The organism is Cognatishimia coralii (assembly GCF_037478305.1).
GTDB lineage: Bacteria > Pseudomonadota > Alphaproteobacteria > Rhodobacterales > Rhodobacteraceae > Cognatishimia > Cognatishimia coralii.
The window spans coordinates 48904-72475 of sequence record NZ_JBBGAZ010000012.1; the positions used below are offsets into that span (position 1 = coordinate 48904).

General features: G+C 57.8%; 21 protein-coding genes and 2 pseudogenes. 14 read left to right on the plus strand and 9 right to left on the minus strand.

Annotation, left to right across the window (positions count from 1 at the left end; genetic code table 11):
* Positions 1-7: 7 nt before the first annotated feature.
* Together WG622_RS16185 and WG622_RS16190 are read left to right on the plus strand one after the other, a co-directional pair.
* Complete coding sequence (locus WG622_RS16185) at positions 8-766, plus strand: electron transfer flavoprotein subunit beta/FixA family protein (RefSeq protein WP_339404508.1); 759 nt, start codon at positions 8-10, stop codon at positions 764-766.
* Complete coding sequence (locus WG622_RS16190; protein ID WP_303967784.1) at positions 766-1692, plus strand: electron transfer flavoprotein subunit alpha/FixB family protein; 927 nt, start codon at positions 766-768, stop codon at positions 1690-1692. Before WG622_RS16185 ends, WG622_RS16190 begins: the two co-directional genes overlap by 1 nt.
* A 319-nt stretch (positions 1693-2011) precedes the next feature.
* Here WG622_RS16190 and WG622_RS16195 read toward each other — a convergent pair whose 3' ends face one another.
* Positions 2012-2503, minus strand: a complete 492-nt coding sequence (locus WG622_RS16195) for an Lrp/AsnC family transcriptional regulator (RefSeq protein WP_303967788.1) — start codon at positions 2501-2503, stop codon at positions 2012-2014.
* Between the two features lie 143 nt (positions 2504-2646).
* On the opposite strand from WG622_RS16195, the gene WG622_RS16200 reads away from it, so the two are divergent.
* From WG622_RS16200 to WG622_RS16210, 3 genes are read left to right on the plus strand one after another with little or no spacing between them, the layout of a single operon-like run.
* The gene (locus WG622_RS16200) at positions 2647-3426 is read left to right on the plus strand and encodes an acetoacetate decarboxylase family protein (protein ID WP_067261954.1); all 780 of its coding nucleotides are present in this window, start codon (positions 2647-2649) and stop codon (positions 3424-3426) included.
* Positions 3423-3866: a DUF2000 domain-containing protein gene (locus WG622_RS16205; RefSeq protein ID WP_017468440.1), complete on the plus strand. Its 444-nt coding sequence runs from the start codon at positions 3423-3425 to the stop codon at positions 3864-3866. Before WG622_RS16200 ends, WG622_RS16205 begins: the two co-directional genes overlap by 4 nt.
* 2 nt (positions 3867-3868) lie before the next feature.
* Complete coding sequence (locus WG622_RS16210) at positions 3869-4717, plus strand: branched-chain amino acid aminotransferase (RefSeq protein WP_067261953.1); 849 nt, start codon at positions 3869-3871, stop codon at positions 4715-4717.
* Between the two features lie 345 nt (positions 4718-5062).
* On the opposite strand, the gene WG622_RS16215 is transcribed toward WG622_RS16210, so the two are convergent.
* From WG622_RS16215 to WG622_RS16240, 6 genes are all read right to left on the minus strand, one after another.
* Positions 5063-5521, minus strand: coding sequence for an acyl-CoA thioesterase (locus tag WG622_RS16215; protein WP_007120589.1), 459 nt, complete (start codon positions 5519-5521; stop codon positions 5063-5065).
* A 73-nt stretch (positions 5522-5594) separates the two neighbouring features.
* A complete protein-coding gene (locus WG622_RS16220) occupies positions 5595-6476 on the minus strand; it encodes a helix-turn-helix domain-containing protein (protein WP_232272173.1) in 882 nt (293 codons plus the stop codon).
* Positions 6477-6528: 52 nt separating this feature from the next.
* Positions 6529-7731 (minus strand): CaiB/BaiF CoA transferase family protein, encoded by a 1203-nt coding sequence (locus tag WG622_RS16225; RefSeq protein WP_007120591.1) that lies wholly within the window; start codon positions 7729-7731, stop codon positions 6529-6531.
* Entirely contained in the window at positions 7731-8885 is a 1155-nt protein-coding gene (locus WG622_RS16230) for an iron-containing alcohol dehydrogenase (RefSeq protein WP_339404509.1), read from the minus strand. The genes WG622_RS16225 and WG622_RS16230 overlap by 1 nt, the downstream gene beginning before the upstream one ends.
* Before the next feature lie 18 nt (positions 8886-8903).
* Positions 8904-10064 (minus strand): acyl-CoA dehydrogenase family protein, encoded by a 1161-nt coding sequence (locus WG622_RS16235; RefSeq protein ID WP_007120593.1) that lies wholly within the window; start codon positions 10062-10064, stop codon positions 8904-8906.
* A 15-nt stretch (positions 10065-10079) separates the two neighbouring features.
* Positions 10080-10874 (minus strand): IclR family transcriptional regulator, encoded by a 795-nt coding sequence (locus WG622_RS16240; RefSeq protein WP_007120594.1) that lies wholly within the window; start codon positions 10872-10874, stop codon positions 10080-10082.
* Between the two features lie 171 nt (positions 10875-11045).
* Here WG622_RS16240 and WG622_RS16245 point away from each other — a divergent pair, with 171 nt between their 5' ends.
* The gene (locus tag WG622_RS16245) at positions 11046-12500 is read left to right on the plus strand and encodes an NAD-dependent succinate-semialdehyde dehydrogenase (RefSeq protein WP_232272174.1); all 1455 of its coding nucleotides are present in this window, start codon (positions 11046-11048) and stop codon (positions 12498-12500) included.
* 8 nt (positions 12501-12508) lie between these two features.
* Positions 12509-14548, plus strand: coding sequence for an FAD-dependent oxidoreductase (locus tag WG622_RS16250; RefSeq protein WP_339404510.1), 2040 nt, complete (start codon positions 12509-12511; stop codon positions 14546-14548).
* On the opposite strand, the pseudogene WG622_RS16255 reads toward WG622_RS16250, so the two are convergent.
* Positions 14536-15284 (minus strand): annotated as a pseudogene (locus WG622_RS16255) (IS5 family transposase); the annotation flags it as partial. The gene WG622_RS16250 and the pseudogene WG622_RS16255 overlap by 13 nt on opposite strands.
* Before the next feature lie 324 nt (positions 15285-15608).
* A pseudogene (locus WG622_RS16260) lies at positions 15609-16636 on the minus strand (IS110 family RNA-guided transposase).
* A 287-nt stretch (positions 16637-16923) separates the two neighbouring features.
* Between WG622_RS16260 and WG622_RS16265 the strand changes: the two are divergent.
* The 7 genes from WG622_RS16265 (at position 16924) to pcaF (ending at position 23363) form a co-directional block, all read left to right on the plus strand.
* Positions 16924-17145 carry a hypothetical protein gene (locus tag WG622_RS16265; protein WP_339404511.1) on the plus strand — a complete coding sequence of 74 codons (222 nt, stop codon included), beginning with the start codon at positions 16924-16926 and terminating at the stop codon, positions 17143-17145.
* Positions 17145-17825, plus strand: a complete 681-nt coding sequence (locus tag WG622_RS16270; RefSeq protein ID WP_339404528.1) for an alpha/beta hydrolase — start codon at positions 17145-17147, stop codon at positions 17823-17825. The genes WG622_RS16265 and WG622_RS16270 overlap by 1 nt, the downstream gene beginning before the upstream one ends.
* A 115-nt stretch (positions 17826-17940) precedes the next feature.
* Positions 17941-19578: a flavin-containing monooxygenase gene (locus WG622_RS16275; RefSeq protein ID WP_009804217.1), complete on the plus strand. Its 1638-nt coding sequence runs from the start codon at positions 17941-17943 to the stop codon at positions 19576-19578.
* A 72-nt stretch (positions 19579-19650) separates the two neighbouring features.
* Positions 19651-20406, plus strand: a complete 756-nt coding sequence (locus WG622_RS16280; RefSeq protein WP_009804216.1) for an SDR family NAD(P)-dependent oxidoreductase — start codon at positions 19651-19653, stop codon at positions 20404-20406.
* Between the two features lie 76 nt (positions 20407-20482).
* Positions 20483-21241: an electron transfer flavoprotein subunit beta/FixA family protein gene (locus WG622_RS16285; RefSeq protein WP_009804215.1), complete on the plus strand. Its 759-nt coding sequence runs from the start codon at positions 20483-20485 to the stop codon at positions 21239-21241.
* A complete protein-coding gene (locus WG622_RS16290; protein WP_339404512.1) occupies positions 21241-22161 on the plus strand; it encodes an electron transfer flavoprotein subunit alpha/FixB family protein in 921 nt (306 codons plus the stop codon). The genes WG622_RS16285 and WG622_RS16290 overlap by 1 nt, the downstream gene beginning before the upstream one ends.
* Before the next feature lie 2 nt (positions 22162-22163).
* A complete protein-coding gene (pcaF, locus tag WG622_RS16295) occupies positions 22164-23363 on the plus strand; it encodes a 3-oxoadipyl-CoA thiolase (RefSeq protein WP_009804213.1) in 1200 nt (399 codons plus the stop codon).
* Positions 23364-23572 lie beyond the last annotated feature (209 nt).

The following is a 23572-nucleotide window of genomic DNA, read 5'->3' on the forward strand; positions in this document are numbered from 1 at the left end:
TGTGCCAATGAAAGTCCTTGTACCCGTGAAACGCGTGATTGACTACAACGTGAAAGTCCGTGTGAAAGCGGACAGCAGCGGTGTCGATCTCGCCAACGTCAAGATGTCGATGAACCCGTTCGACGAAATCGCTGTCGAAGAGGCAATCCGCCTGAAAGAAGCCGGCAAGGCCGACGAAGTCGTCGCCGTTTCCATCGGCGTAAAGCAGGCGCAGGAAACCCTGCGTACCGCGCTGGCCATGGGTGCGGACCGCGCCATCCTGGTGGTGGCAGCCGATGACGTCCACACCGACATCGAGCCGCTGGCCGTCGCCAAGATCCTGGCAAAGATCGTCGAGGAAGAACAGCCGGGCCTGGTGCTGGCTGGCAAGCAGGCCATCGACAACGACATGAACGCCACCGGCCAGATGCTGTCGGCGCTCCTGGGCTGGTCCCAGGGCACCTTCGCCTCGGAAGTGGACATCGAAGGCGACAGCGCCAAGATCACCCGCGAGGTGGATGGCGGCCTGCAAACGATCAGCGTCAAGATGCCGACCATCGTGACCGTCGACCTGCGCCTGAACGAGCCGCGCTATGCGTCGCTGCCGAACATCATGAAGGCGAAGAAAAAGCCGCTGGATGAGAAGACCGCCGCCGATTACGGCGTCGACGTCACCCCGCGTCTGGAAATCGTCAAGACCGAGGAACCGGCGGCGCGCGCGGCTGGTATCATCGTGGGCTCGGTTGACGAGCTGGTTGCGAAACTCAAAGAAGCGGGGGCTGTGTAATGGCTGTTCTTCTTCTCGCCGAAGTCACCGGTGGTGAGCTGTCGATGGACGCCACCGCCAAGGCCGTCACCGCCGCCAAAGCACTGGGTGACGTGACCGTTCTGTGCGCCGGGGCCTCTGCCGCCGCCGCGGGCGACGCCGCCGCCACCATCGACGGTGTCTCCAAGGTGCTGGTCGCCGAAGACGCTTCGCTGGGCCACCGTCTGGCGGAATCCACCGCCGCGCTGATCGTGTCGCTGGCCGATGGCTATGACCACATCGTGGCTCCCGCCACCACCGACGCCAAGAACGTCATGCCACGCGTCGCCGCGCTGCTGGACGTCATGCTGATCTCGGAGGCCACCGACGTGGTAGACGCCGACACCTTTGTGCGCCCGATCTATGCCGGCAACGCCATGCAGACCGTCAAGTCGAGCGACGCCAAGAAGGTCATCACCTTCCGCACCTCGACCTTCGACGCCGCCGGCACCGGTGGCTCGGCTTCGGTCGAAACCGTCTCGGCCGCGGCCGATCCGGGATTGTCGAGCTGGATCGAAGACAAGGTTGCCGCCTCCGACCGCCCCGAGTTGACCTCGGCTGGCATCGTCGTGTCGGGTGGTCGTGGCGTGGGGTCCGAAGAGAACTTCGCGCTGATCGAAGCCCTGGCCGACAAGCTGGGCGCCGCCGTCGGTGCGTCGCGCGCCGCCGTCGACTCGGGTTATGCCCCGAACGACTGGCAGGTGGGCCAGACCGGCAAGGTCGTGGCTCCGGGTCTCTACGTCGCCGTAGGCATCTCGGGTGCGATCCAGCACCTTGCCGGCATGAAGGACTCGAAGATCATCGTTGCCATCAACAAGGACGAAGAAGCGCCGATCTTCCAGGTCGCCGACTTCGGCCTCGTGGCAGACCTCTTCGCCGCCGTCCCGGAACTGACCGAGAAACTCTAACAATAACCTTAACCCGCCTGCACCCCCGGCACGATCCGGTTGTGGGCGGGGGACTGGTAGATTGCGCCCTTTCCAACACGGGCATTTCAACAGGTCCAACCGGGGTCTTCAGGCAAATGCGCACAAGCATGTTTCTCACCGAACCGGAACCTCCGCGCGCCCTGGTGCTTCAGCTGGGACAAGAATAATCCGAAGAACGCCCAAGTGATCCTGCGCATGCTGGAGATCGGTGCGGTTCAATTCTTCCACAATCCGCTGGTCACCGGTATCGCCGACAGCACCAACCAGACGTTTCCGTAGGTTTCAGGAATTTCATTTATCAATCCGGTATCGTAAAACCAGTAAACGCCTTGATCTCTTTCAGTGCGAAATTCGACGTCATGGCCTTGATCCCAGGCAGACGCCGCAGGACGGTCATCGAGAAGTCAGCATAGGCGTCCAAATCCCGACAGGCGACTAGCAGAATAAAATCTGAGCCGCCACCCACCGAATGGCAGGTCACGATCTCGTCCAGATCGATGATTGCCTTCTCAAATGCGGCCGCGTCGCTTTCACCATGGGTGTCGATCTGTACGCTCACATAGACCAAAACGCCCAGCCCGATCTTCCTGCGGTCGAGGTTTGCGCTGTAACCTGCAATAATGCCAGTTTCCTCTAGCCTGCGGGTGCGGCGCCAGCAAGGAGATGACGACATACCCGTCCGCTCGGCGAGTTCATTGTTATTGATCCGCCCGTCGCGTTGAAGCTCTCGCAATATCCTTCGATCCGAAGGATCAAGTATCCCGTGTCGCGGTGATTCGGCAGAACTCATACTTTTCTCCCACTGTTGCGGAAGATCTTGCCCATTTTTGGATTCATATAGGCAAATCCCACCCATTCTTCAAGTAAAATCATAAAAATCAGGCAAGTATCTCCAAGTGGCGGGTGGCAAGTTTAGCGAAAAGGAGAAACACGATGCTTCAAGGCTTTACCGGCCCATACACACCTCAAGGACGTTCCGCCCTCGTCCCGTCGCCGCCATGGCACTACGCCGGCCGGATTGTCTCAATCGGAGCCCGGACCGAAGCGGAAGTAGCGCAACGCTTCTTGCCCTCTGGGTTCGGCCGCGCGTCCGGCCGCGTTTTCGGCCATTTCTGCGAATGGCAGGCCACCACGGACGGCTCCGAACTGCTGGATCCAGCCTATTCGCAATACAACGAGTTCTTTCTGCTGATCGAAGCGCTGTCCGATCAAGGCGAGGCCCGGCTTTTCTGTTCGTTCATCTTCGTCGACCAAGACATCTCGATGGTCCGCGGCCATATGCAGGGGTTTCCCAAGAAGCTCGGCGCGATCCGGATCGGGCGGTCTTATGACCTCGAACATCCAGCCGCGGGTCGACAGGGATCAGGGACGAGGCTGGGCGCTACTGTCGCAGTAAAGGACCGCCGGTTGATCGAAGCCGAATGGACTGGATCGACCGAAAGCGCCGAGCCGATCGGCTTTCTGGGAACACCGACTTTCGGACTGGTCGGCGCACCCTCCATCACCGGCACCCCCACCTCTGGGGACATTCGTCTTGTCAGACAGTCACTATCTGCACGGGTCGTCGGACCGATCCATGCGGCAGAGGGAACACTCAGGCTTCTGGTCTCTCCAATGGACGAAATTGGCGACCTGCCGGTCCACTCATGCTTTGCTGCGACAACCTGTGAGGCGGCGCTTACCGTGACCGGTGCAGAAGAGGCCGGGTTTTGACCGGCTCCGTTCTCGACCCGCTTCGTGGCGATGGCGATCTCAGGCTCGCGGTGATCGTCAACCCCTGCTTGCCACCAGGCCTTCTCGCCAACACGGTCGCGACCATCTCCGTCGGCATCGGTGCGCGACAACCTGGACTGGGCCGCATCGATTTGGCCGACAGAACTGGCCTCCGCATTAGCATTAGCGCCGACAGGCCGGTCCCAATTCTGCAAGCCGACCCCGAACAGATCCGGACTCTGCTGACGCGCGCGACAACGCAGGCCGATCTCGACATCGTCGTGTTTCCTGAATTCGCCCGGCAAATGAACCACTTCAGCGAATATGAGGCCGCCTTCCCTGGTCGGGATCTAATGCAGGAAACGCTCGACGGGATCGGGTTGTGTGGACCGTCCAAGGTCGTGAAATCGCTGACCGGATCCCTGAAATTATTGAGGTAAACATGTCATCTACAGCATGGAGTTATTTTAACGGCGACTGGCGGAAGGGCCCGGCGCAATTGATGTCGGCTACCACCCATTCGGCCTGGCTGGCCCATACGGTCTTCGACGGCGCCCGCCGCTATGAGGGCGTCTTCCCGGATCTGGCGCTGCATTGCGAACGGGTGGTCCGATCAGCGCTGATCATGGGTATGACGCCCGAGATCACGCCCGAAGAGATCGAAGGGCTCGCGCGGGACGGCGCCAACCGGTTCGATGGCAACGAAACACTCTACATCCGGCCGATGTTCTGGATCGAGGAAGGTTTCGGGCCGATCGACCCCGGTACGACACGGTTTGCGCTGGTTATCCAACCGATGCCGATGCCGGATGTCGAACCCGGCTTTTCCGCACAGATATCCGATTTCCGCAAACCCTCCCCCGAGACCGCCCCGACGGGGGCCAAGGCCTCGTGCCTCTATCCGCAGGCGACCCTCGCTTGGACGGCGGCACGGAAGGCCGGTTTTAACAACGCGGTGATGCTCGACGCTATCGGGAATGTCGCCGAGTTCACCATGCAGAACATCTTCATTGTGAAGGACGGGGCGGTTCACACGCCAGTTGCGAACGGAATGCTGCTGCCCGGCATCACCCGCCGCCGCGTCATGCTCTTGCTCAAAGACATGGGGATCGAGACCATCGAACGTACAATCGGTCCGGCAGAGCTGATGCAGGCGGAGGAGATCATATCCTCGGGCAACCACGCGCGGGTCTATCCCTGCAACCGGATCGGCCAACGGGACATCGGTGTCGGTCGGATCGGGCGCCGCCTTGTCACAGCCTATCGCGACTTTGCCCACTCAAAAAATTGAGGCGTCGCAGCGGAGGAAACTCAAGATGTGACCGCCCCCCGACGAAATCAATACGCCAGGGTGGGTTTGTCTTGATTCATAAAGTGGGATGGTCATGTCAGAGATTGCCATGGGCGGGTTTGATTTGGTGAAGGATGTAATTCAGGTTCACCGGGCCCACGCTACGGGCCGGGCTGTGCTGCGCAAGAAGCTTGCATTTCAGATTTGGACCTCATCCGCTGACCTTCGTCTCTGGCCGCAGCTTTTCAAAATGCCGTTCTTGAAGGCCAGATAGAAATTTGCACTCGGTCACACGCAAACGGGGCGAAAAACCTCTTTGATTACAGGTGGCAACCTCAAAGGTTGCTAGCTCACTGTTTGATTTTCCGAACCCACTTCCGCGAGCAAAATCTGCCGAATTGAGCTTTCAATTTTGACTTTACCAAATGTTGAAGCATCTCGGAAAACTGACTTCGTTTCGCATTCGAAGCAAATCAAGTCATGCTGACGGCCGACAACTTTTAGACCAACTGAACTTTCCCCGACATGGACCACATAGACCTCGCATGCTAGGTTCGCGCCTGCTTTCACCGGCGCATGGAATTGTAGGTCCATAGAGACAAAAGGCATGGCCGTGTTTCTTTCCGTGAGTAGAAAAAGCCAGCCCCGGCCTGAAAGCAAATCGTCCCAGAAAGTCTCGATCGCTTCCAGCGCGAAATTCGTGATCCGGCCAGTAAAGGCGATTCCCAGCTGGTCACAGTCGCCAAAGAAAATCCTGCGTTCGAAGGCAAATCGTGGTTTAAATTCTGTTTCTGGTACATTCATTGCAGCGTTACGGGCTCAACATTTCTTTGTCTCTGGTGCGTGACAGCGATAGGAAGGAATAGTTTTCCGGTCATTATGCCATGCGCCGGAACTCGGCGGGGGTCGCGCCTGTCATTTTTCGAAAAGTTCGACTAAAATGACTCTGATCTGCAAAACCGCAGTCAAGCGCGACCACTTTCAGGGGGGCATTACCCTTTCTCAGCATCTCCTGGGCCTTCGATATTCGCTTGCGCAAAACATATGCATACGGTGCCAACCCAAACTCCGCCTTGAACTGACGCGAAAAGTGAAACTGGCTGAAACCGATAGATGCGGCCATGTCTTCCAGACTGAGGTTTTCACCTAAGCAGCTTTCAACGAGATCGATGATTCTCTGCCTTTGAGCAGGGCTGAAGTTCGAGTTTGCGTCGCTGGTCAAAGAGACCTTGGCGTACTGACGCAGAAGGTGAACGGCGATCTGGATGCGCAGGGCGTCGATGATCAATCTCTGGCCGATTCCACCGTTCTTTAGCTCATTCTCTAGCAATTGGATGCAGTTCAGGATACAGGGGTCCTTCGCAGACAGACAATCATTGATCTCAATGGACTTCGGGTCACGATCAAAGACCGAAAGGGCCGTGTTTTCGAGTTCACTGTGACTGAGATAGACGTGTCTAACCGTGATAGGCTCGGACCAACTCCAAGTGGATTCCTCTGCACGCGTGAGCAAGGAAATCCTACCTTTCTCTACGCGCGCGCTTTGCCATGGGCCGCCACTCGTGCGGCGCATAGTGGTTGGCGCGCCATCATATGCAACAATCATATAGTCGCGCATGGGGGGAATTGCCGCGTCTTGTCGCTCATAACGATAGCCCTTCAGGGTAATGCCGTTCCAGTTGCACCCGGAACTGTCCAACGTAGTCGTGCCGGGAATCCATTCGGGTATCCGGTCCGGTGATATGAGCAGTCTTTCCATCTTGGCCTCCCTGAACTTTTTCACGATCGTCCGCTTGAGCTGAAATTTCGGCTTAGGTCGTCTCGCGCATCCGCGGTTCTTCTCGAACGATATTCGCTTGAGTCAATCTATCGATTTCAGCTTCTGTCAGTCCAGCCTCGCTAAGCAACTCCCTACTATGCTGCCCGAAGCGAGGCGGTGCCGCGCGAACCGCTCCGGGGGTACGCGACAAGCGTGCTGGCACGCCGGTGCCGCGGTAGGTGCCAACTGATACCACCATGCCGCGATGTCGGGTGTGTGGATGCTCCAACGCTTCATTCACATTCCGAACGACTCCGGCGGGAATCCCAGCTTTCAAAAGCACCGGCTCAAGTTTGAAGGCGTCATGTTGCACCAGGCACTCTGACAAGACCTCTGTCATCTCTGACCGATGCGCAAGACGCGCGGCATTGTCGGCAAATCGTGGATCGCAGGGCACCTCAGGTAGGCCAAGCACGTCACAGAGTTTTGCGAACTGACCATTGTTACCGATAGCCAGATAGAGTTTGCCATTACTTGTTTCGAACATGTCGTATGGTACGATATTTGGATGCCCATTGCCGGTCGCCATTGGTATCTGTCCGGACATGAGGGAATTAGCCGCTTGGGGATGCATCATGCTGATCGCGCAATCATATAGCGGCACTTCGATGGCTTGGCCCAATCCGGACCGGCCCCGTTCCAAAAGTGCGGCGAGAATAGCGTTACAGGCGATCAGACCGGTGCCGATGTCCACGATGGGCGTACCCATGCGTGTCGGGCCTTCGGAGGGATTGCCGTTGATGCTCATGAGGCCCGTCATAGCTTGTACCACGGCGTCATAGCCGGGAAAACCGCCAAGTGGGCCATCGGAACCAAATCCAGTCACATGGCAGAGTACCAGTCTAGGAAAACGTGCCCTGAGAACATCAGCATAACCAAGCCCCCATTTTTCAAGAGTACCAGACTTAAAATTGTGAACTAAAACATCCGCATCCTGAAGAAACCGCAAAATCAGGTCGCGCCCTTCCGGTTGCTGCAGATCGATAGCGATGGACCGCTTGTTGCGGTTGGCGCCAGAGAAATAGGCGCTGAGTTCATCATTGAAAGGCGGGCCCCAACTGCGGGTCTCGTCGCCCAGAGGCGGCTCCACCTTGATGACCTCAGCGCCATGATCCGCAAGCATTTGGGTGCAGTAAGGCCCGCCCAGCACGCGGCTGAGGTCGACCACCTTGATCCCGTCCAATGAGCCAGCCATCAAAGCGCCTCCTGATAGAGGCGCGACACATCTTCGGCTGTCATGCCGCGCGGGTTGGTCTCCAGCAATCGCGTGATACCGGTCACGACCTCATTAGCCATTCCGGGAATGGCTGCCTCGGTCACTCCGACACCAGAAAGTCGAGACTCAAGTCCGCTTTCGACTAGCATCCGTTCCATCTCGTCGATCAGGCCATGGGCCGCAGCCGCATCAGAGTTGAAAGGCCGCGAGGGCAGTAGTAACCGCGATAGACGAGCATATTCAGCTTCTGCAACGGGCATGTTGAACCTCATCACTGGTCCTGCGACCAGAGCGTTTGCGTGCCCGTGAGGAACTTTGAAACCTGTTCCCAGTGGGTATGACAAGGCATGAATCGCCCCCACGCTGGCATTAATGAAGGCCATCCCAGCCAGTGTCGCCCCCAACAGCATGGCCTCTCGCGCTGACAGGTCTGAAGGCGTTTCCATGACGATTGGTAAGTTCTGACCGAGAAGCACCAGCGCTTTGTCCGCCATTCCATCGGAAATGGGATTCTTTCTGGTGCGACTGGTTACTGCCTCAATGGCGTGAACCATTGCGTCTAACGCCGTGGCCGCTGTGATGTGACGAGGCATTCCCAATGTTAGCTTTGCATCTAGCAAGGCGACGTCAGGCAGAAGCTGCGGTGCATATACCGCTTTTTTTTCGTGGCTTTCCGAAGTCAGCACGGACACCCATGTTACCTCTGATCCGGTCCCTGCCGTGGTTGGCACCTGGATCAGTGGTAAGCGTTTATCGGTGACCTGATTGATCCCGATCATGTCCGTAATCGGTTGATCGTTGGCTACCGCCGCTGCGATGACCTTGGCAGTGTCCAGTGAACTGCCGCCGCCAAGTCCGATGATTCCGTCAGCACCAAAGGCCCGCGCGACCTCTACCGCGGCCTCGACGACAGCGATCGGGGGGTCCGCTTCGACTTTATGAAAAATCTCAACCTCGATGCCAGCAGCCCTAAGTGAGGCGGCTGCCTCGTCCGCAAAACCACAGGCCAATATGCCCGGGTCCGTCACGACCAGCGCACGGGTGCAAGACAAATCTTGCATCAGGCTGCCGATCCGGCCAAGCCCACCGCTCTCGCAGACGATCCTCGGGGTGGAAAGGAAATTGAAGTCCATAGTTTGTCTTCGCTCCTGTTAAGCTGCTGCAGTGCGGATCATATTCCGCGCGATCAGTATTTGCTGAATCTGGGTTGTCCCCTCGTAGATGCGGAAGAGACGCACATCGCGATAGAAGCGCTCGACCGCATATTCGGCCATGTATCCTGCACCGCCGTGGATTTGCACTGCGCGATCGGCCACTCGACCTACCATCTCACTGGCAAACATCTTGCAGCAGGCAGCATCAGTCGACACGTTCTGACCAGCGTCCTTGCGGCGTGCTGTTTCTTCGATCATGCAACGCGCTGCGAAGGCCTCGGCGCGACTGTCAGCCAGCATGGCTTGGATCAGTTGCTTTTCAGCGATGGGTTCACCGAATTGTTTGCGTTCCATCGCATAGGATAGGCTGTCACGGATCAGCCGTTCGGCGGCGCCCACACAGACGGCAGAAATATGCAGTCGGCCCCGGTCAAGGACTTTCATTGCTGTCTTAAAGCCCTTGTTCAGACGGTCCGGCCCGCCGATAATGTTCGCGGCAGGCACGCGGACATTGTCAAGGATGACGTCGCATGTGTGCGAGCCCTTCTGCCCCATCTTCCTGTCAGGCTGGCCAAGCGTTATGCCTGGCGTCCCTGCCTCGACGAGAAAGGCGCTTACGCCGGCAGAACCTTCCGCCTCTGGATTGGTCCGGGCAAAAACCGTGAATAGATCGGCACGCGGTGCATTGGTAATGTAGCGTTTCGTGCCGTTCAGAAGGAAATCGTTACCGTCACGCCGCGCCGTAGTGCGCAGACTGCCAGCATCCGACCCAGCATCTGGCTCGGTTAGGGCGAAGGATGCGATCATATCTCCGGACGCGAGAGCTGGTAGATACTGCGCCTTCTGCTCGTCGGTTCCATCGATGATGATTCCCTGAGAGCCGATCCCGTTGTTGGTGCCAACTAGCGACCGGAACGCAGGCGAAGCCTGGCCAAGAACGAAAGCGGCTTGCACTTCCTCTATCATCGACAAGCCGAGCCCGCCGAAATCTTCCGGGATCGACATGCCGAAAAGGCCCATCATGCGGATTTCATCGACCAGCATCGGCGGAATCACATCCTCGTCGGCGACGCGATCCTCGTAAGGGATTAGTCGCTCTTTCACGAAGCGGTCGAGCGCGTCGAGAAACTGGGAAAGGGTATCTTTATCAAGGGCCATGATGCTCTCTATTGTTCAGGGTGCGACCGCCGCAACGCGGCGGACAAGATCGACAAGGCGGTGCGCGACGTCGCTTTCGATCCAATCGCGCGTAAGGGTTTGCGAAGGACCGCCGCAGTTGAAGGCAATAATGGGTGAGCCGTCCTTCGGCACGAAGGGCACCGCTACAGCGTTCACATCACGTTTCCACTCCGTGAAGGACGTGCAGTAACCGTGCTGTTGGTAGTCTGCGATAGCTGCTTCGATTCCGGGCTGCACATTCGGCCAGTTGTCGCCTTCATGTTCCTCCACAAGGGCCAGAATTCTGGCCCGCTCATCCGGGTCGTGCGCCGCTATGCAGGCGCGACCAACCGCGGTCGTGGCCAGTTTAATATGGGCACCAACCTCGATCGCCAGCGTGACGGCATTAGTGCCCTTGCACCGCTCCAGATAGACCATCGATAGCCGGTCACGACTGGCCATGGCCACCGGCATGCCTGTGTAATCAGCCAGCTCCTGCATAAAGGGCTTCGCCAGTTGCCGCAGCGGAATCCCTGCAAGGCAGGAGAAACCCAACGAAAGCACTGGAGGGGCCAGTCGATAACGTGCTGTATCCGGGTCGTAGCTGAGGTATTCCAGCTTGTTCAGTGTATAGGCCAGCCGGGAGACCGTCGATCTGCTCAGGCCAGTGCGCTCGGCCAACTCACCGTTCCCCAGAGCCTCCCCTTCCCGCCGAAAGGCCCGCAACAGCTCCAAGCCGCGCGCCAACGCCGTGACAAAATCGCGATCCTGTTTCTCGGCATCCTTGGTGCGGTCTTTCCTTGGTCTCACGATATCCCTCCTCGGAAAGAATTATGCGTCTTGAAACACACCTAAACGATCGATAACGTCCGAGTCAATACTGCGGTAAACTTTCCCGCTATGCGGAAAATTAAGGTCGTCCACCTAGTCCCATTCGTGCCGGATCCTGCGGATGACACAACTAAGCGAGGGCATAATGCCATGAAAGAAATGAATTATCCGACCATCCAGCACCTCATCGGACGAGACTGGATCGCTTCTCCCACGCCAGAGGATCGTGCAGTCATAAACCCTGCAAACGGGCAAACTATCGGACAGATTCCGCAGGCTAGCGCCGCAGATCTAGACCATGCGGTTCACTCGGCCGAATCAGCTTTTCGCCGATGGAAAAACAGCTCTCCCATGGAACGAAGTGCGATTTTGCGGCGGTTTGCCGACCTGCTGCGCCAAAATGACAGACTGATCGCTGGCTGGATCACTCTCGATGAAGGCAAGCCGCTGGCTGAGGCTTTGGCTGAGGTCCGCGCCTCGGCTGACCACGTTGACTGGCACGCCGAGGAATGTCGGCGCATTTATGGGCGCATCATTCCATCACGCAGCCCGCGGGTACAGCAGCTTGTCGTGCGCGAACCGATAGGCGTCTGCCTTGCCATCACGCCTTGGAATTTTCCGCTGAGCCAAGCGGTACGCAAGGTCGCGGCGGCGCTTGCGTCAGGTTGCACGATGATCTTAAAAGCCCCGGCAGAGGCTCCGGCGGGTTGCATGGCAATTGCTCGCTATCTGCTGGATGCAGGATTGCCCGAAGGCTGTCTGAACCTTGTCTGGGGTAATGCGGCCTTCATTTCGGAAACTCTAATTGCGCGCCCCGAGGTGCGCAAAATCACCTTCACCGGTTCGGTCGAGGTGGGCAAGCATCTGGCAGAATTGGCTGGCCGCCATATGAAGCGGGCGACGATGGAGCTCGGCGGTCACGCGCCCGTATTGGTGTTCGACGACACCGATGCCACGGCCGCGGCGCGCGCCTTGGCGGTCAACAAGCTGCGCAATGCAGGCCAGGTGTGCATCGCCCCAACCCGGTTTTACGTACAACAAGGCATCTACGATCGATTTCTGTCCGAACTAGTTTCAGCATTTGAGAGCGTAAAGGTGGGCGCTGGTTTAGCCGAAGGCACGCAGATGGGACCATTGTGTCATCGCGGACGCGTGAATGCGATGGAAAAGCTCGTCGAGGATGCCCGCGAAAACGGCGCACGGGTGTTGACGGGAGGCAAAAGGCTTGGAAATCATGGTAACTTCTATGCCCCGACAATCGTCGATACGCCCAACGACGACATTGACTTGATGCGCGAAGAACCCTTCGGCCCGATTGCTGTCGTCTCGTCTTTTCGTGACATAGAGGACGGACTGTCGCGGGCCAACGGGCTACCCTTCGGGCTGGCGTCCTATGTCTTTACCAATTCGTTAGAGCGTGCAGATAAAGCAGCTGCGGGTTTGCAGGCAGGTATGGTAAGCATCAACCAGTTCGGCCTCGCTCTGCCCGAGACTCCGTTTGGAGGCGTGAGAGACAGCGGCTATGGGACTGAAGGCGGGACGGAAACCTTCGAAGGCTATCTCATTACCAAATTTATCTCGCGCAATCGCGCGCCAGTGCTGTGAGGATGCCCATGCCTGTTGAATTAAGCTTCTCAAATGACGCAGCAATTCTGACCATAGACAATTCGCCGCTTAACCTAATCAACGCGGAGGTTCGGGCTGGAATACAACACTGTATCTTCAAAGTCCTCGAAACTGGGGCTACCAGGCTGATTATCACCGGCACAGGAACGACCTTCGTCGCGGGCGCGGATGCGAAGGAATTCGGTAAGTTGCCTGTTGATCCACAACTAAATGATGTGCTGATGCAACTTGCACACCTCCCGATTCCTACTATCGCAGCAATCAACGGGGCTGCGCTTGGTGGGGGACTAGAGATTGCTCTGGCTTGCTGCTATCGCATCGCCTCAACTTCTGCCAAACTGGGCTTGCCAGAGGTAAACTTGGGGATCGTGCCTGGCGCAGGGGGAACCCAAAGACTGCCGCGACTTATCGGTATTGAAGCTGCGCTTGACATGATTGTCACCGGGAAGGCTGTTTCCGCCGAGCAGGCACTGAAAATGGGACTGATCCAGCTGCTAGCCGATGACCCGCTTGGCGCGGCCATAGCTCTCGATGACGATGTACTTGAGGCGGCACAGGCACCCGACAATCTTCCTTCACCAAAGCCAAACCACGTCGCAGCGGAAGTCGCCCGAGCGCATGTAGCGCGGCGTATGCCTGGCCAGAATGCCCCGCAGGTTGCGGTGAACCTAGTCGCGACCAGTGCGACGACGCCGCTGCACGACGCACTAGCCAGCGAGCGCTCTGCGTTTTTGGACCTTCGTACCTCGGATCAGGCGCGGGCCCTTAGGCACGTTTTCTTCACCGAGCGTACCGCAACCAACAAGGGGCGCGCCTACCCCCGACCTTCCCGAGATGCTGAAACCGCCATCGTGGTCGGTGGTGGCAATATGGGCGCAGCTATTGCGTACACGCTGGCGACCGCAGGGATCTCGGTGACTGTCGTCGAACGTAGTGCCTCGTCCGCCGAGTGGGCCAGTAAAAACCTGCAAAAGCTGATTGATCAGGGTATCAGTCGCGGTATTCTGTCCGTCGATGCGGCAAAGACGGTTGAAGACCGGCTGGTTACGGTCTCAGGCTATGACGCTCTGCCACCAACCGATCTAGCAATCGAGGCGGCCTTCGAGGATTTTGCGGTTAAGACCGCGATCCTGACCGAACTCGAAGGCGCACTGCCACCCGAGACCATCATTGCCACAAACACATCCTATCTCGATGTAAATCGGCTCTCTGATGGGTTGAAACACCCGGCACGCTTTGTAGGGATGCATTTCTTCAGTCCTGCGCATATTATGAAACTTCTGGAAGTCGTCAGGAGCGACCGAACGTCAGACGGAACATTAGGTGCAGCACTTGTGCTGGCGCACAGGCTTGGTAAAATCCCGGTACTGTCTGGTGTTTGCGATGGCTTCATCGGAAACCGAATTTTGTCTAGCTACCGTCACGCCGCTAATCGCCTTCTGGTGAAGGGGGCTATTGTCGACGAGATCGACGCGGCTATGCGCGGATTCGGTATGGCGATGGGTCCATATGCTGCACAGGACATGTCGGGGCTGGACATCGCCTACGCGAATATCCGTCGCAAGGCCGCTGCAGAAGGGAACTGCTGTGGTCACGTGCCCTTGGTCGAGCGGCTGGTCGAAAAGCACAAACGCCTAGGACGCAAATCGGGCGCCGGATGGTACGACTATGGGCCGGACGGCAAACCCTCACCTTCGGAGCTGGTCGCTAGCGAAATACTCCGTGTCTCAGAAGAAATGAACTTCACTCGCCGGGAGTTCTCAGCTGACGAAATCGTAGAAAGGCTCTTGCTCGCAATGGTGGCGGAAGCCTGCGATATCCTTGACGAAGGCGTCGCAGAAAAACCGCAAGACATCGACCTAGTAATGATTCACGGCTACGGATTTCCCCGCTGGCGGGGAGGCCTGATGCACCACGCCAAAAATATCGGCAAGGATCGGTTGGCCGCGCTGTTTAGCGCGCTTGTCAAAGAGGACCCTTGCGACTGGAGGGTGCCTCGTTATTTAGAAAGGGTTTTCGCGACCTGACGGTCAAAGTCCCGCGCCATAAGGCGCTGCCCCAGCAACTTAACACAGTGCATCTTCGTCTCGACGCGGCTTAGGCGGTGATGGTCTTCCAAGACTTTGCGTTCTTACCTGGTGGGATAACGGCGTGGACGCCACGGTCCGCAATCGCGTCCTGGCATTTTCGTGTGTCATACGCACCGTCAGCCGTGACACTGCTGGTCTGCCGGGATCTGTTCAAGAAGGTTGGGTAACACTGGAGCGTCACCGATGTGGCTCCCGGTGATCTGAACAGCGCGCACTTCCAACGTTTGCTCGTCGATCCCGAGGTGGATCTTGCGCCAGACCCGTCGCTTGGGGCCGCCATGCTTGCGGGCATGCCACTCACCTTCAAGCTTGATCCCCGTGCTGTCCACCAACAAGTGCAACGGCCCTTTGGAGCCGCGATACGGGATGTTCACGGCCAGGGTCTTCTGGCGCCGGGACAGGGTGCTGAAGTCGAGCACCGTCCAGTCGAGACCGATCAGCCGCAACAGGCTCTCGACGAACCCGGTCGCCTGTCGCAAGGCCATGCCGAACAGGACCTTCATCGAAAGACAGGTCTGGGTCGCGGCGTCGCTGTAACTCTTCTGCCTGTCGGCACGGCCTCCCAGCTCATCTCGGGGTCAAACCAGATCGTCAGCGAGCCACGGCGCTTGAGCGCTTCGTTATAAGCGGGCCAGTTCATGGTCTTGTATGTCGGGGTTGTCGGTCTGCTCATGCACCTCAGCTACCACGCTGGATTCATAAGATGAGTCCGACACGGGATTTGTGCATGCATGCCCCCATTGGTGCAAGTGATTTTTTGAACGGCGCGAGCGTGTGATCGGGTGCGGTCATGTATCAGGCCTCTGTGTGCGGCGCTGATGTAACCGCGGGCCGGTATGGCGATGCGCGGACCAGAGGCATATCAACAAACCGAGCTCGGTGGCTCCTGCACAAATGCTGCTTTCTCTGACCCGGATCTGATCGATCCTTTGCCCTTACTTTTCAGTGACCTCCTCACACTCCCAACTTACCGGGACGTCGTGGCATGCCGTCTTCGCTATGCCATCGCCGCCACCGGATTCCGGTAATCCTCTTGTTTCATTATGATGGCCCAGAGGCCACGCGCCATCTTGTTGGCCAGCGCAATCGCGGCGACCCATGCGCGGCTTGCGGGTTAGTAGGCGTTTCAGCCAGCCATTATTCGGTGTGTCAAACCGCTCGACAGCCTGGAGGACAGCCATAGCGCCAGAGACCAAGAGTGTCCGGAGTCGCGCTGTCGCATCTTCGAGGTCTTCCCGAGCCGGGCTTTGCCGCCCGTCGAGTGCTGCTTCGGCACAAGCCCAAGCCAGGCGGCAAAATCGCACCCGCGCCGGAAGGTGGCCAGGTCACGGGCAAATGTCTCGATCGCAAGCGCCGTGACAGGAACCACGCCCGGCATGGTTTGTGTTCGGCGCACCAAGTCGGCTTTCTTGGCGGCACATCGCATCTTCGCGTCAAGCTCTGCAACACGCGTATTCAGCCCCTCAATCTGCCCCAGATACATCCGGCCGAGGTCACGAACCTCAGCATGCAGCGCGGTGTCATCACCTGCGATTGCGTCCGCGAGTCGCTTGAGATGGGCAGGCCCGCGGGCCGCGACCAATCCGTGTTCGGCGAGGTGGCCGCGTAAAGCGTTGATCATCTGGGGGCGCTGGCCGACAAACATCTGCCGCGTGCGAAACAGCATGGCACGGGCCTGCTGATCTTCCGTCTTCACTGCGAAAAAGCGCATGGTTGGACGCAATGCAGCCTCCAAGATGGCCTCTGCATCGGTCGCATCATTCTTCTGGCGTTTGACGAACGGCTTCACATAGACCGGCGGTATCAACCGCACGTCGCACCCCAGCTTCTCAAATTCGCGGCCCCAGCCATGCGCCGTGGCCACGCCTCCATGGCGATCATGCATTTGGGTTGCTGTGCCACGAACGCGAGAAACTGGCCTCGTGAAAGCTTTTTGCGAAACGCGACTGACCCATCATTGTACGCACCATGCAACTGGATAACGCGCTTTGCCAAGTCGACACCGATAATTTTAATTTCGGACATAGATGCTCCTTCCTTCTGTGATGGCTTTTAACGCTCATCATAGTGGCACATTGCGATGCCGTCGGGAGGGGGTATCCACGCCATCAACAGAGCCTAGTAACGGGCATATCTGCCTCACGACAGGCTGAGCACGATCATACTATTTCCAAAGCAGGATTGTTCAATACATGGCGCATTTTTCGCCCTTACTCTGAGATAATTGGCGTATGCCGTTGACCGTTTGACGTCTTCGAGATTGGCGACGTCAGTTGGTGGCTTTGCCAAATGTTATGCTTGGGAGGATAAACATGGAAATCAGTAGAGAAGCCGATACGCTGCGGGCGCTTTATCAGAATTGGACCGATCAGATGGTCGAGAACCCAGACCTGACGATCGCGAACCTGCGCAGCATGTTCGATGAATGGGGGCAGCCCGCACTAGAGCCGGAAAACGTTAGCTACAAAAGCGATCATGTCGGAGGAGTTGAGGCTATCTGGGCCTACCAGCCGGGGCAGATACCTCGCGTGTAATTGTTTACACTCATGGTGGCGGCTTTGCCGTCGGCTCAGCCGATAGTCATCGAAAAATGGCAGGGCACCTCGCTAAGGTGCTTGGGGTTACGTCGGTGATCCTGCACTATCGGCGCGCACCCGAGCACCCATTTCCGGCGCAGATCGAAGATGCAGTAGCCGCATACAAAGCGCTGCTGGATAAGGGTTTCAAAGCAAGAAATATTCTGACGGCTGGCGACAGTGCTGGCGGCAATCTTGCCATCGCCAGCGTGCTGAAGTTACGCGAACTTGGGTTGCCACTGCCCGGAGCGGTCATCGCCTATTCGCCCTGGCTCGACATGGCGATGCGCGGGGAAACACTGGAAACCAACGCGGAAACCGATGCGCTAGTCGGCAAACCGATCCTCGAAGCGATGGCGGGGATGTTCCTCGGTGAAGGCACGGATCCGCTTAATCCGTTGGCCAACCCGCTGGAGAACGATTTCACCGGTTACCCGCCGCTCTATATCAATGCCGGAGGGGCCGAGACGCTTAAGAGCGATGCCGAACGGTTGCACGAAAAGGCCAAGGCACAGGGCGTAAACGTGACCCTGTCTATCGTCGAAGGCATGCAGCATGTCTTTCCCGCGCTTTCGGGACGCGCGCCCGAGGCAAACGAGGAACTTGGTCGCATCGCCGCATGGTATCGGGCCCTCTGAGACCTGTACTCGCACTGCATTGCGGTGCGGTGCGAGACAAACCCCTACGAAACATTCATCTAGCATCTCACCCGCAATCTGCGGGGCGGAGCGGTCTTACTCTGGGAGGAGTGATATGAACATTCAGACTGAGAATACTAAAACGGTCGGAGCGGATTTTGACGCAGTCGTCATTGGCGCGGGCTTCGGCGGGCTTTACGCTGTCCACAAACTTCGCAACGAGCAGGGACTGAACGTCCGGGGCTATGACAGCGCCAGTGACGTTGGCGGCACCTGGTGGTGGAACCGATATCCCGGTGCGCTGTCAGACACGGAAAGCTATGTCTATCGCTATTCTTTTGACAAAGAGTTGCTTCGAAAAGGCCGCTGGAAAACCCGGTATCTGACCCAGCCCGAGATCCTCGAATACATGAACGAGGTAGCGGATCATCTCGATCTTCGACGCAGCTACAAGTTCGACACCAAAGTGGATGGCGCGCACTATAATGAAAAAACCGGTCTCTGGAACGTGATCACTGATAGTGGTGAGACAGTTACCGCAAAATACCTTGTCACTGGCCTCGGTCTCTTGTCCGCAACGAATGTTCCAAAATTCAAGGGCATCGATGATTTCAAAGGCCGTATCTTACACACAGGTGCCTGGCCCGAGGGAGTGGACTTGAGCAACAAACGCGTGGGCATTATCGGCACCGGCTCGACGGGTGTTCAGGTTATCACTGCAACGGCACCAATTGCAAAACACCTGACTGTTTTTCAGCGCTCTGCACAATATGTCGTGCCGATTGGGAACACCCCGCAAGACGATGCTACCATCGCCGAGCAAAAGGCGAACTACGATAATATCTGGAATCAAGTGAAGAATTCTGTTGTGGCCTTCGGCTTCGAAGAAAGCGCCGAACCCGCCGAAACCGCCTCGCCCGAGGAACGGGAGCGGGTCTTCGAAGCCGCCTGGCAGCGCGGCGGTGGTTTCTATTTCATGTTTGGCACCTTTTGCGATATTGCGACCAGCCAAGTGGCCAATGATGCGGCCGCTGACTTCATCAAGGGCAAGATCAAGCAAATCGTGAAGGACCCCAAGGTCGCAGAGAAACTGACGCCGAAGGACCTTTACGCCAAGCGCCCGCTTTGCGGAAACAACTATTACGAGGTCTACAACCGAGACAACGTGACCCTCGCCGACGTGAAGGCCGATCCGATCGCAGAGTTCACTCCGAACGGCATTCGTCTCGAAAGCGGCGAGGAGCATGAGCTTGACATCGTAATCTTTGCCACTGGTTTCGATGCGGTCGACGGCAATTACGTCAAAATGGACCTCCGCGGACGCGGAGGCGTGACCATGCGCGACACTTGGAAGGAAGGCCCACTCGGTTACCTCGGCATGATGGAGGTAGACTTCCCTAACTTCTTCATGATCCTTGGCCCTAATGGCCCCTTCACTAACCTGCCCCCCAGCATTGAGACGCAAGTTGAATGGATCGCTGACACGATTTGCGCAATGGAAGAAGAGGGGGTTCAAAGTGTGGAGCCAACCGTGGAGGCGCGCGACGCTTGGGTTGGCACCTGCCGTGAAATCGCCGACATGACACTCTTCCCCAAAGCTGAAAGCTGGATCTTCGGCGCAAATATCCCCGGAAAGAAGAATGCGGTGATGTTCTACATGGCCGGGATTGGCAATTATCGCAATGCCATTAGTGCGGTTAAGGAGGAAGGTTATACATCCCTGATCCGCGACCGCACTGCCGAGAAGGTGTAAAGAATTCCGTCGGGCATTAAGAAAACCCGGCGGAAACAATTAAATTTGTTCATGAACACCAAGGAGAGAACTATGGGACGGGTATCCGGAAAAGTCGCACTGGTAACAGGTGGCGCCATGGGCATGGGAAAAGCCCATTGTGAAACGCTGGCACGTGAAGGCGCGCATGTATTTGTAACCGACCGTGATACGGAAGCGGGTGAAAGCGTAGTAAAAGGTATCATTGGAGCCGGAGGGAAGGCGGAATTCATTCAGCATGACGTGACGCTTGAAGAAGATTGGAAGAATGTCATCTCCACGGTGCAATCAAGTGCTGGTCGACTTGATGTGCTAGTGAACAACGCTGGCATTCTCATTCTGAAGCCGCTCCACGAAACCTCGCCTGACGAATTTGACATGACGATCAACGTCAATGTACGCGGTGTTTATCTCGGTATCCGAGCCGCGGTTCCATTGATGAAAGAGACCGAAAAAGCATCAATTATCAATATTTCTTCAATCTATGGGATTGTTGGTGCCGCTTCGGCGGGAGCCTACATTGGATCCAAAGGCGCCGTACGGATGTTGACCAAATCCTGCGCAGTCGACCTGGCCGAAAGTGGCATACGTGTCAATTCGATCCATCCCGGTGTCATCGATACTCCCATGACAAAAGATCTGCTACACGCCGACGAAGAGACCCGGCAGGCAATTCTGGGGGCCACGCTGCTCAAGCGGCCAAGCAAACCTGAAGAGGTTTCGAATGCGGTCCTGTTCCTCGCATCGGATGAGTCATCGTTCGTTCACGGAGCAGAGATTGTAGTAGATGGCGGTTATACTGCGAATTGACAGAGACACATCCCAAGTAACGGCCTGGAACCCGGGCCGTTACTGCCATTGCAAATTTCCAAGACGATAAACGCCAATGAAAATAATTGCACCTATAAAACACCTAATTGATTACAACGTGAAGGTTCGCGTTAAGGCGGACGGTAGCGGAGTTGGTCTCGCGAATGTGAAGATGTCGATGAACCCGTTCGACGAGATTGCGGTTGAAGAGGCGATCCGTCTGAAGGAAGCGGGCAAGGCGGACGAGCTTGTCGTCGTGTCGATCGGCGTGAAACAGGCGCAGGAAACGCTGCGCACGGCGCTGGCGATGGGCGCGGACCGGGCGATCCTCGTCGTGGCCGCCGACGACGTGCACCAAGATATCGAGCCGCTGGCGGTGGCCAAGATCCTAAAGGCCGTGATCGACGCCGAGGCGCCGGGCCTGGTGATCGCGGGCAAACAGGCGATCGACAACGACATGAACGCGACCGGCCAGATGCTGGCGGCGCTGCTGGGCTGGGGTCAGGCGACCTATGCCTCTGAGGTTGCGATCGAGGGCGAGCATGCCGTCGTGACCCGCGAAGTGGACGGCGGTCTGCAGACCATCAAGGTGAAGCTGCCGGCGATCGTCACCGCCGACCTGCGCCTGAACGAGCCGCGCTACGCCTCGCTGCCCAACATCATGAAAGCCAAGAAGAAACCGCTGGACGAAAAGACCGCCGCCGATTTCGGCGTCGATGTCACGCCGCGCCTGACCGTCGTCAAGACGGCAGAGCCCGCCGCGCGTTCGGCCGGGGAAATGGTTGGCTCGGTCGACGAGCTGGTGTCGAAGCTGAAAGAAAAGGGGATCGTGTAATGGCTGTTCTTCTCCTTGCAGAAATCGCCGGTGGTGCACTGGCGCTGGACGCCACCGCCAAGGCGGTGACCGCTGCCAAATCGCTGGGCGATGTGACCGTTCTGGTTGCGGGCCCCGCTGCCGCAGGCGAGGCCGCGTCGAAGATCGACGGCGTGGCAAAGGTTCTGGTGGCGGATGACGCCGCCTATGCCAACGGCCTGGCCGAGCCGGTCGCCGATCTGGTGGTCAGCCTGGCAGGCAATTATGAACATATCGTTGCTCCGTCCACGGCGAGCGCGAAAAACATCCTGCCGAGCGTCGCGGCGCTGCTGGACGTGATGGTTTTGTCGGACGTCACCGCCATCGTGGACGGGTCCACGTTCGAACGCCCGATCTACGCGGGCAACGCGATTCAGACGGTAAAGTCCAACGATTCCAAGAAGGTACTGACCGTCCGCACCACCGCCTTCGACGCGGCTGGCCAGGGTGGTTCGGCCGCCGTCGAGGCCATCGCAGCGGCCGGCAACGCGGGCCTGAGCGCCTGGGTCGAGGACAAGGTCGCGGCGTCGGATCGTCCGGAACTGACCTCGGCCAAGATCGTGGTCTCGGGCGGTCGCGGCGTCGGTTCCGAGGAGAACTTCGCGATCATCGAGGGCCTGGCCGACAAGCTGGGCGCGGCGGTCGGCGCCTCGCGCGCGGCGGTGGATAGCGGGTTCGCACCGAACGACTGGCAGGTCGGCCAGACCGGCAAGGTCGTGGCGCCCGAGCTGTACATCGCGGTCGGGATTTCCGGGGCAATTCAACACCTTGCAGGCATGAAGGACAGCAAGGTCATCGTCGCCATCAACAAGGATGAAGAGGCCCAGATCTTCCAGGTCGCCGACTACGGCCTGGTCGCAGACCTGCTCGACGCCGTCCCGGATATGACAAAGGCACTCTAAGAATGACAAACGTCTACATCTGCGATTACATCCGCACACCAATTGGTCGCTATGGCGGCGCGCTTTCTTCTGTGCGAGCCGACGATCTTGGTGCAATCCCACTCAGGGCCCTGGCCAGCCGAAACCCGAAGCTAGATCTAGCGGCCATTGACGAAGTGATTTTCGGCTGCGCCAACCAGGCGGGCGAGGACAACCGCAACGTCGCACGCATGTCGCTGCTACTCGCGGGATTTCCGGATTGTGTCCCTGGCACGACGATGAACCGGTTGTGCGGATCGGGTATGGACGCCGTAATCACAGCCGCCCGCGCGATCAAAGCTGGAGAAGCCGATCTCATTGTTGCTGGCGGTGTGGAAAGCATGTCTCGTGCTCCGTTTGTGATGCCAAAAGCTACAACTGCATTCTCGCGCGAAAATTCTGCTGAAGACACCACCATCGGCTGGCGCTTCGTCAATAAACAGATGAAGAGTCAATACGGCGTCGACAGCATGCCTGAAACGGCCGAAAACGTAGCGGAAGACTTCAGCATCAACCGCGCCGACCAAGATGCCTTCGCCATGCGTTCGCAGCGAAAGGCGAGAGATGCCATGGCGAACGGTCGTTTGGCCCGTGAAATTGTCCCGGTAGAGATTCCTCAGCGAAAGGGGGAGCCAAAGATCGTCGTACAGGATGAACACCCTCGCGCGGGTACGACTTTGGAAGCGCTCGCCCAACTGAAAACTTTCGTAAAAGCGGACGGCACTGTAACCGCTGGGAATTCTTCGGGCGTGAACGATGGTGCCGCAGCATTGATCCTTGCCACCAGCGACGTCGCAAAAAAATTTGGCCTCACACCGATCGCAAGGGTCTTGGGCGGCGCAACCGCGGGCGTCGCACCGCGCATCATGGGTTTCGGGCCGGCACCGGCGTCGGAAAAGCTGATGGCGCGACTTGGACTGAAACAAGAAGACTTCTCGGTAATCGAACTTAACGAAGCCTTTGCTTCGCAGGGTCTGGCCACACTACGGCACCTGGGGATCGCGGATGATGACGCCCGCGTGAACCCGAACGGCGGCGCTATTGCTCTCGGCCATCCGCTTGGCATGTCAGGTGCCCGCATCACTGGTTCAGCGATGCTGGACCTCAAACCTGGAGAAAAGTCGTTATCGACCATGTGTATTGGCGTGGGACAGGGGATTGCAATCGCGCTCGAAGCTGTCTGAGGTGCCGCGACAACCACAAAACTAACATAAGTTCTGTTATGCGAATTTCGGCCGACACCAAATTTTGCTGTAGAATTCGTCCTCTACCTCCTCCCTGTGGACGACCGACTGGCGGCACCGGTATTGCCGGTGCCGCCCTTTTCCGAAAGAACGATTGAACGGCCCCTTATGTTCGCGAGACGGATTATCCCGTGACCTGCGTATCGGCA

What these genes read in the sequence shown, in the direction of transcription:
- WG622_RS16185 (WP_339404508.1), top strand. Translation starts at nt 8, where the DNA reads ATGAAAGTCCTTGTACCCGTGAAACGCGTGATTGACTACAACGTGAAA.
- pcaF (WP_009804213.1), top strand. Translation starts at nt 22,164, where the DNA reads ATGACAAACGTCTACATCTGCGATTACATCCGCACACCAATTGGTCGC.
- WG622_RS16215 (WP_007120589.1), bottom strand. Translation starts at nt 5,521, where the DNA reads ATGAATGTACCAGAAACAGAATTTAAACCACGATTTGCCTTCGAACGC.
- WG622_RS16210 (WP_067261953.1), top strand. Translation starts at nt 3,869, where the DNA reads ATGTCATCTACAGCATGGAGTTATTTTAACGGCGACTGGCGGAAGGGC.
- WG622_RS16285 (WP_009804215.1), top strand. Translation starts at nt 20,483, where the DNA reads ATGAAAATAATTGCACCTATAAAACACCTAATTGATTACAACGTGAAG.
- WG622_RS16250 (WP_339404510.1), top strand. Translation starts at nt 12,509, where the DNA reads ATGCCTGTTGAATTAAGCTTCTCAAATGACGCAGCAATTCTGACCATA.
- WG622_RS16235 (WP_007120593.1), bottom strand. Translation starts at nt 10,064, where the DNA reads ATGGCCCTTGATAAAGATACCCTTTCCCAGTTTCTCGACGCGCTCGAC.
- WG622_RS16265 (WP_339404511.1), top strand. Translation starts at nt 16,924, where the DNA reads ATGGAAATCAGTAGAGAAGCCGATACGCTGCGGGCGCTTTATCAGAAT.
- WG622_RS16225 (WP_007120591.1), bottom strand. Translation starts at nt 7,731, where the DNA reads ATGGCTGGCTCATTGGACGGGATCAAGGTGGTCGACCTCAGCCGCGTG.
- WG622_RS16195 (WP_303967788.1), bottom strand. Translation starts at nt 2,503, where the DNA reads ATGAGTTCTGCCGAATCACCGCGACACGGGATACTTGATCCTTCGGAT.
- WG622_RS16200 (WP_067261954.1), top strand. Translation starts at nt 2,647, where the DNA reads ATGCTTCAAGGCTTTACCGGCCCATACACACCTCAAGGACGTTCCGCC.
- WG622_RS16245 (WP_232272174.1), top strand. Translation starts at nt 11,046, where the DNA reads ATGAAAGAAATGAATTATCCGACCATCCAGCACCTCATCGGACGAGAC.
- WG622_RS16230 (WP_339404509.1), bottom strand. Translation starts at nt 8,885, where the DNA reads ATGGACTTCAATTTCCTTTCCACCCCGAGGATCGTCTGCGAGAGCGGT.
- WG622_RS16190 (WP_303967784.1), top strand. Translation starts at nt 766, where the DNA reads ATGGCTGTTCTTCTTCTCGCCGAAGTCACCGGTGGTGAGCTGTCGATG.
- WG622_RS16275 (WP_009804217.1), top strand. Translation starts at nt 17,941, where the DNA reads ATGAACATTCAGACTGAGAATACTAAAACGGTCGGAGCGGATTTTGAC.
- WG622_RS16280 (WP_009804216.1), top strand. Translation starts at nt 19,651, where the DNA reads ATGGGACGGGTATCCGGAAAAGTCGCACTGGTAACAGGTGGCGCCATG.
- WG622_RS16290 (WP_339404512.1), top strand. Translation starts at nt 21,241, where the DNA reads ATGGCTGTTCTTCTCCTTGCAGAAATCGCCGGTGGTGCACTGGCGCTG.
- WG622_RS16220 (WP_232272173.1), bottom strand. Translation starts at nt 6,476, where the DNA reads ATGGAAAGACTGCTCATATCACCGGACCGGATACCCGAATGGATTCCC.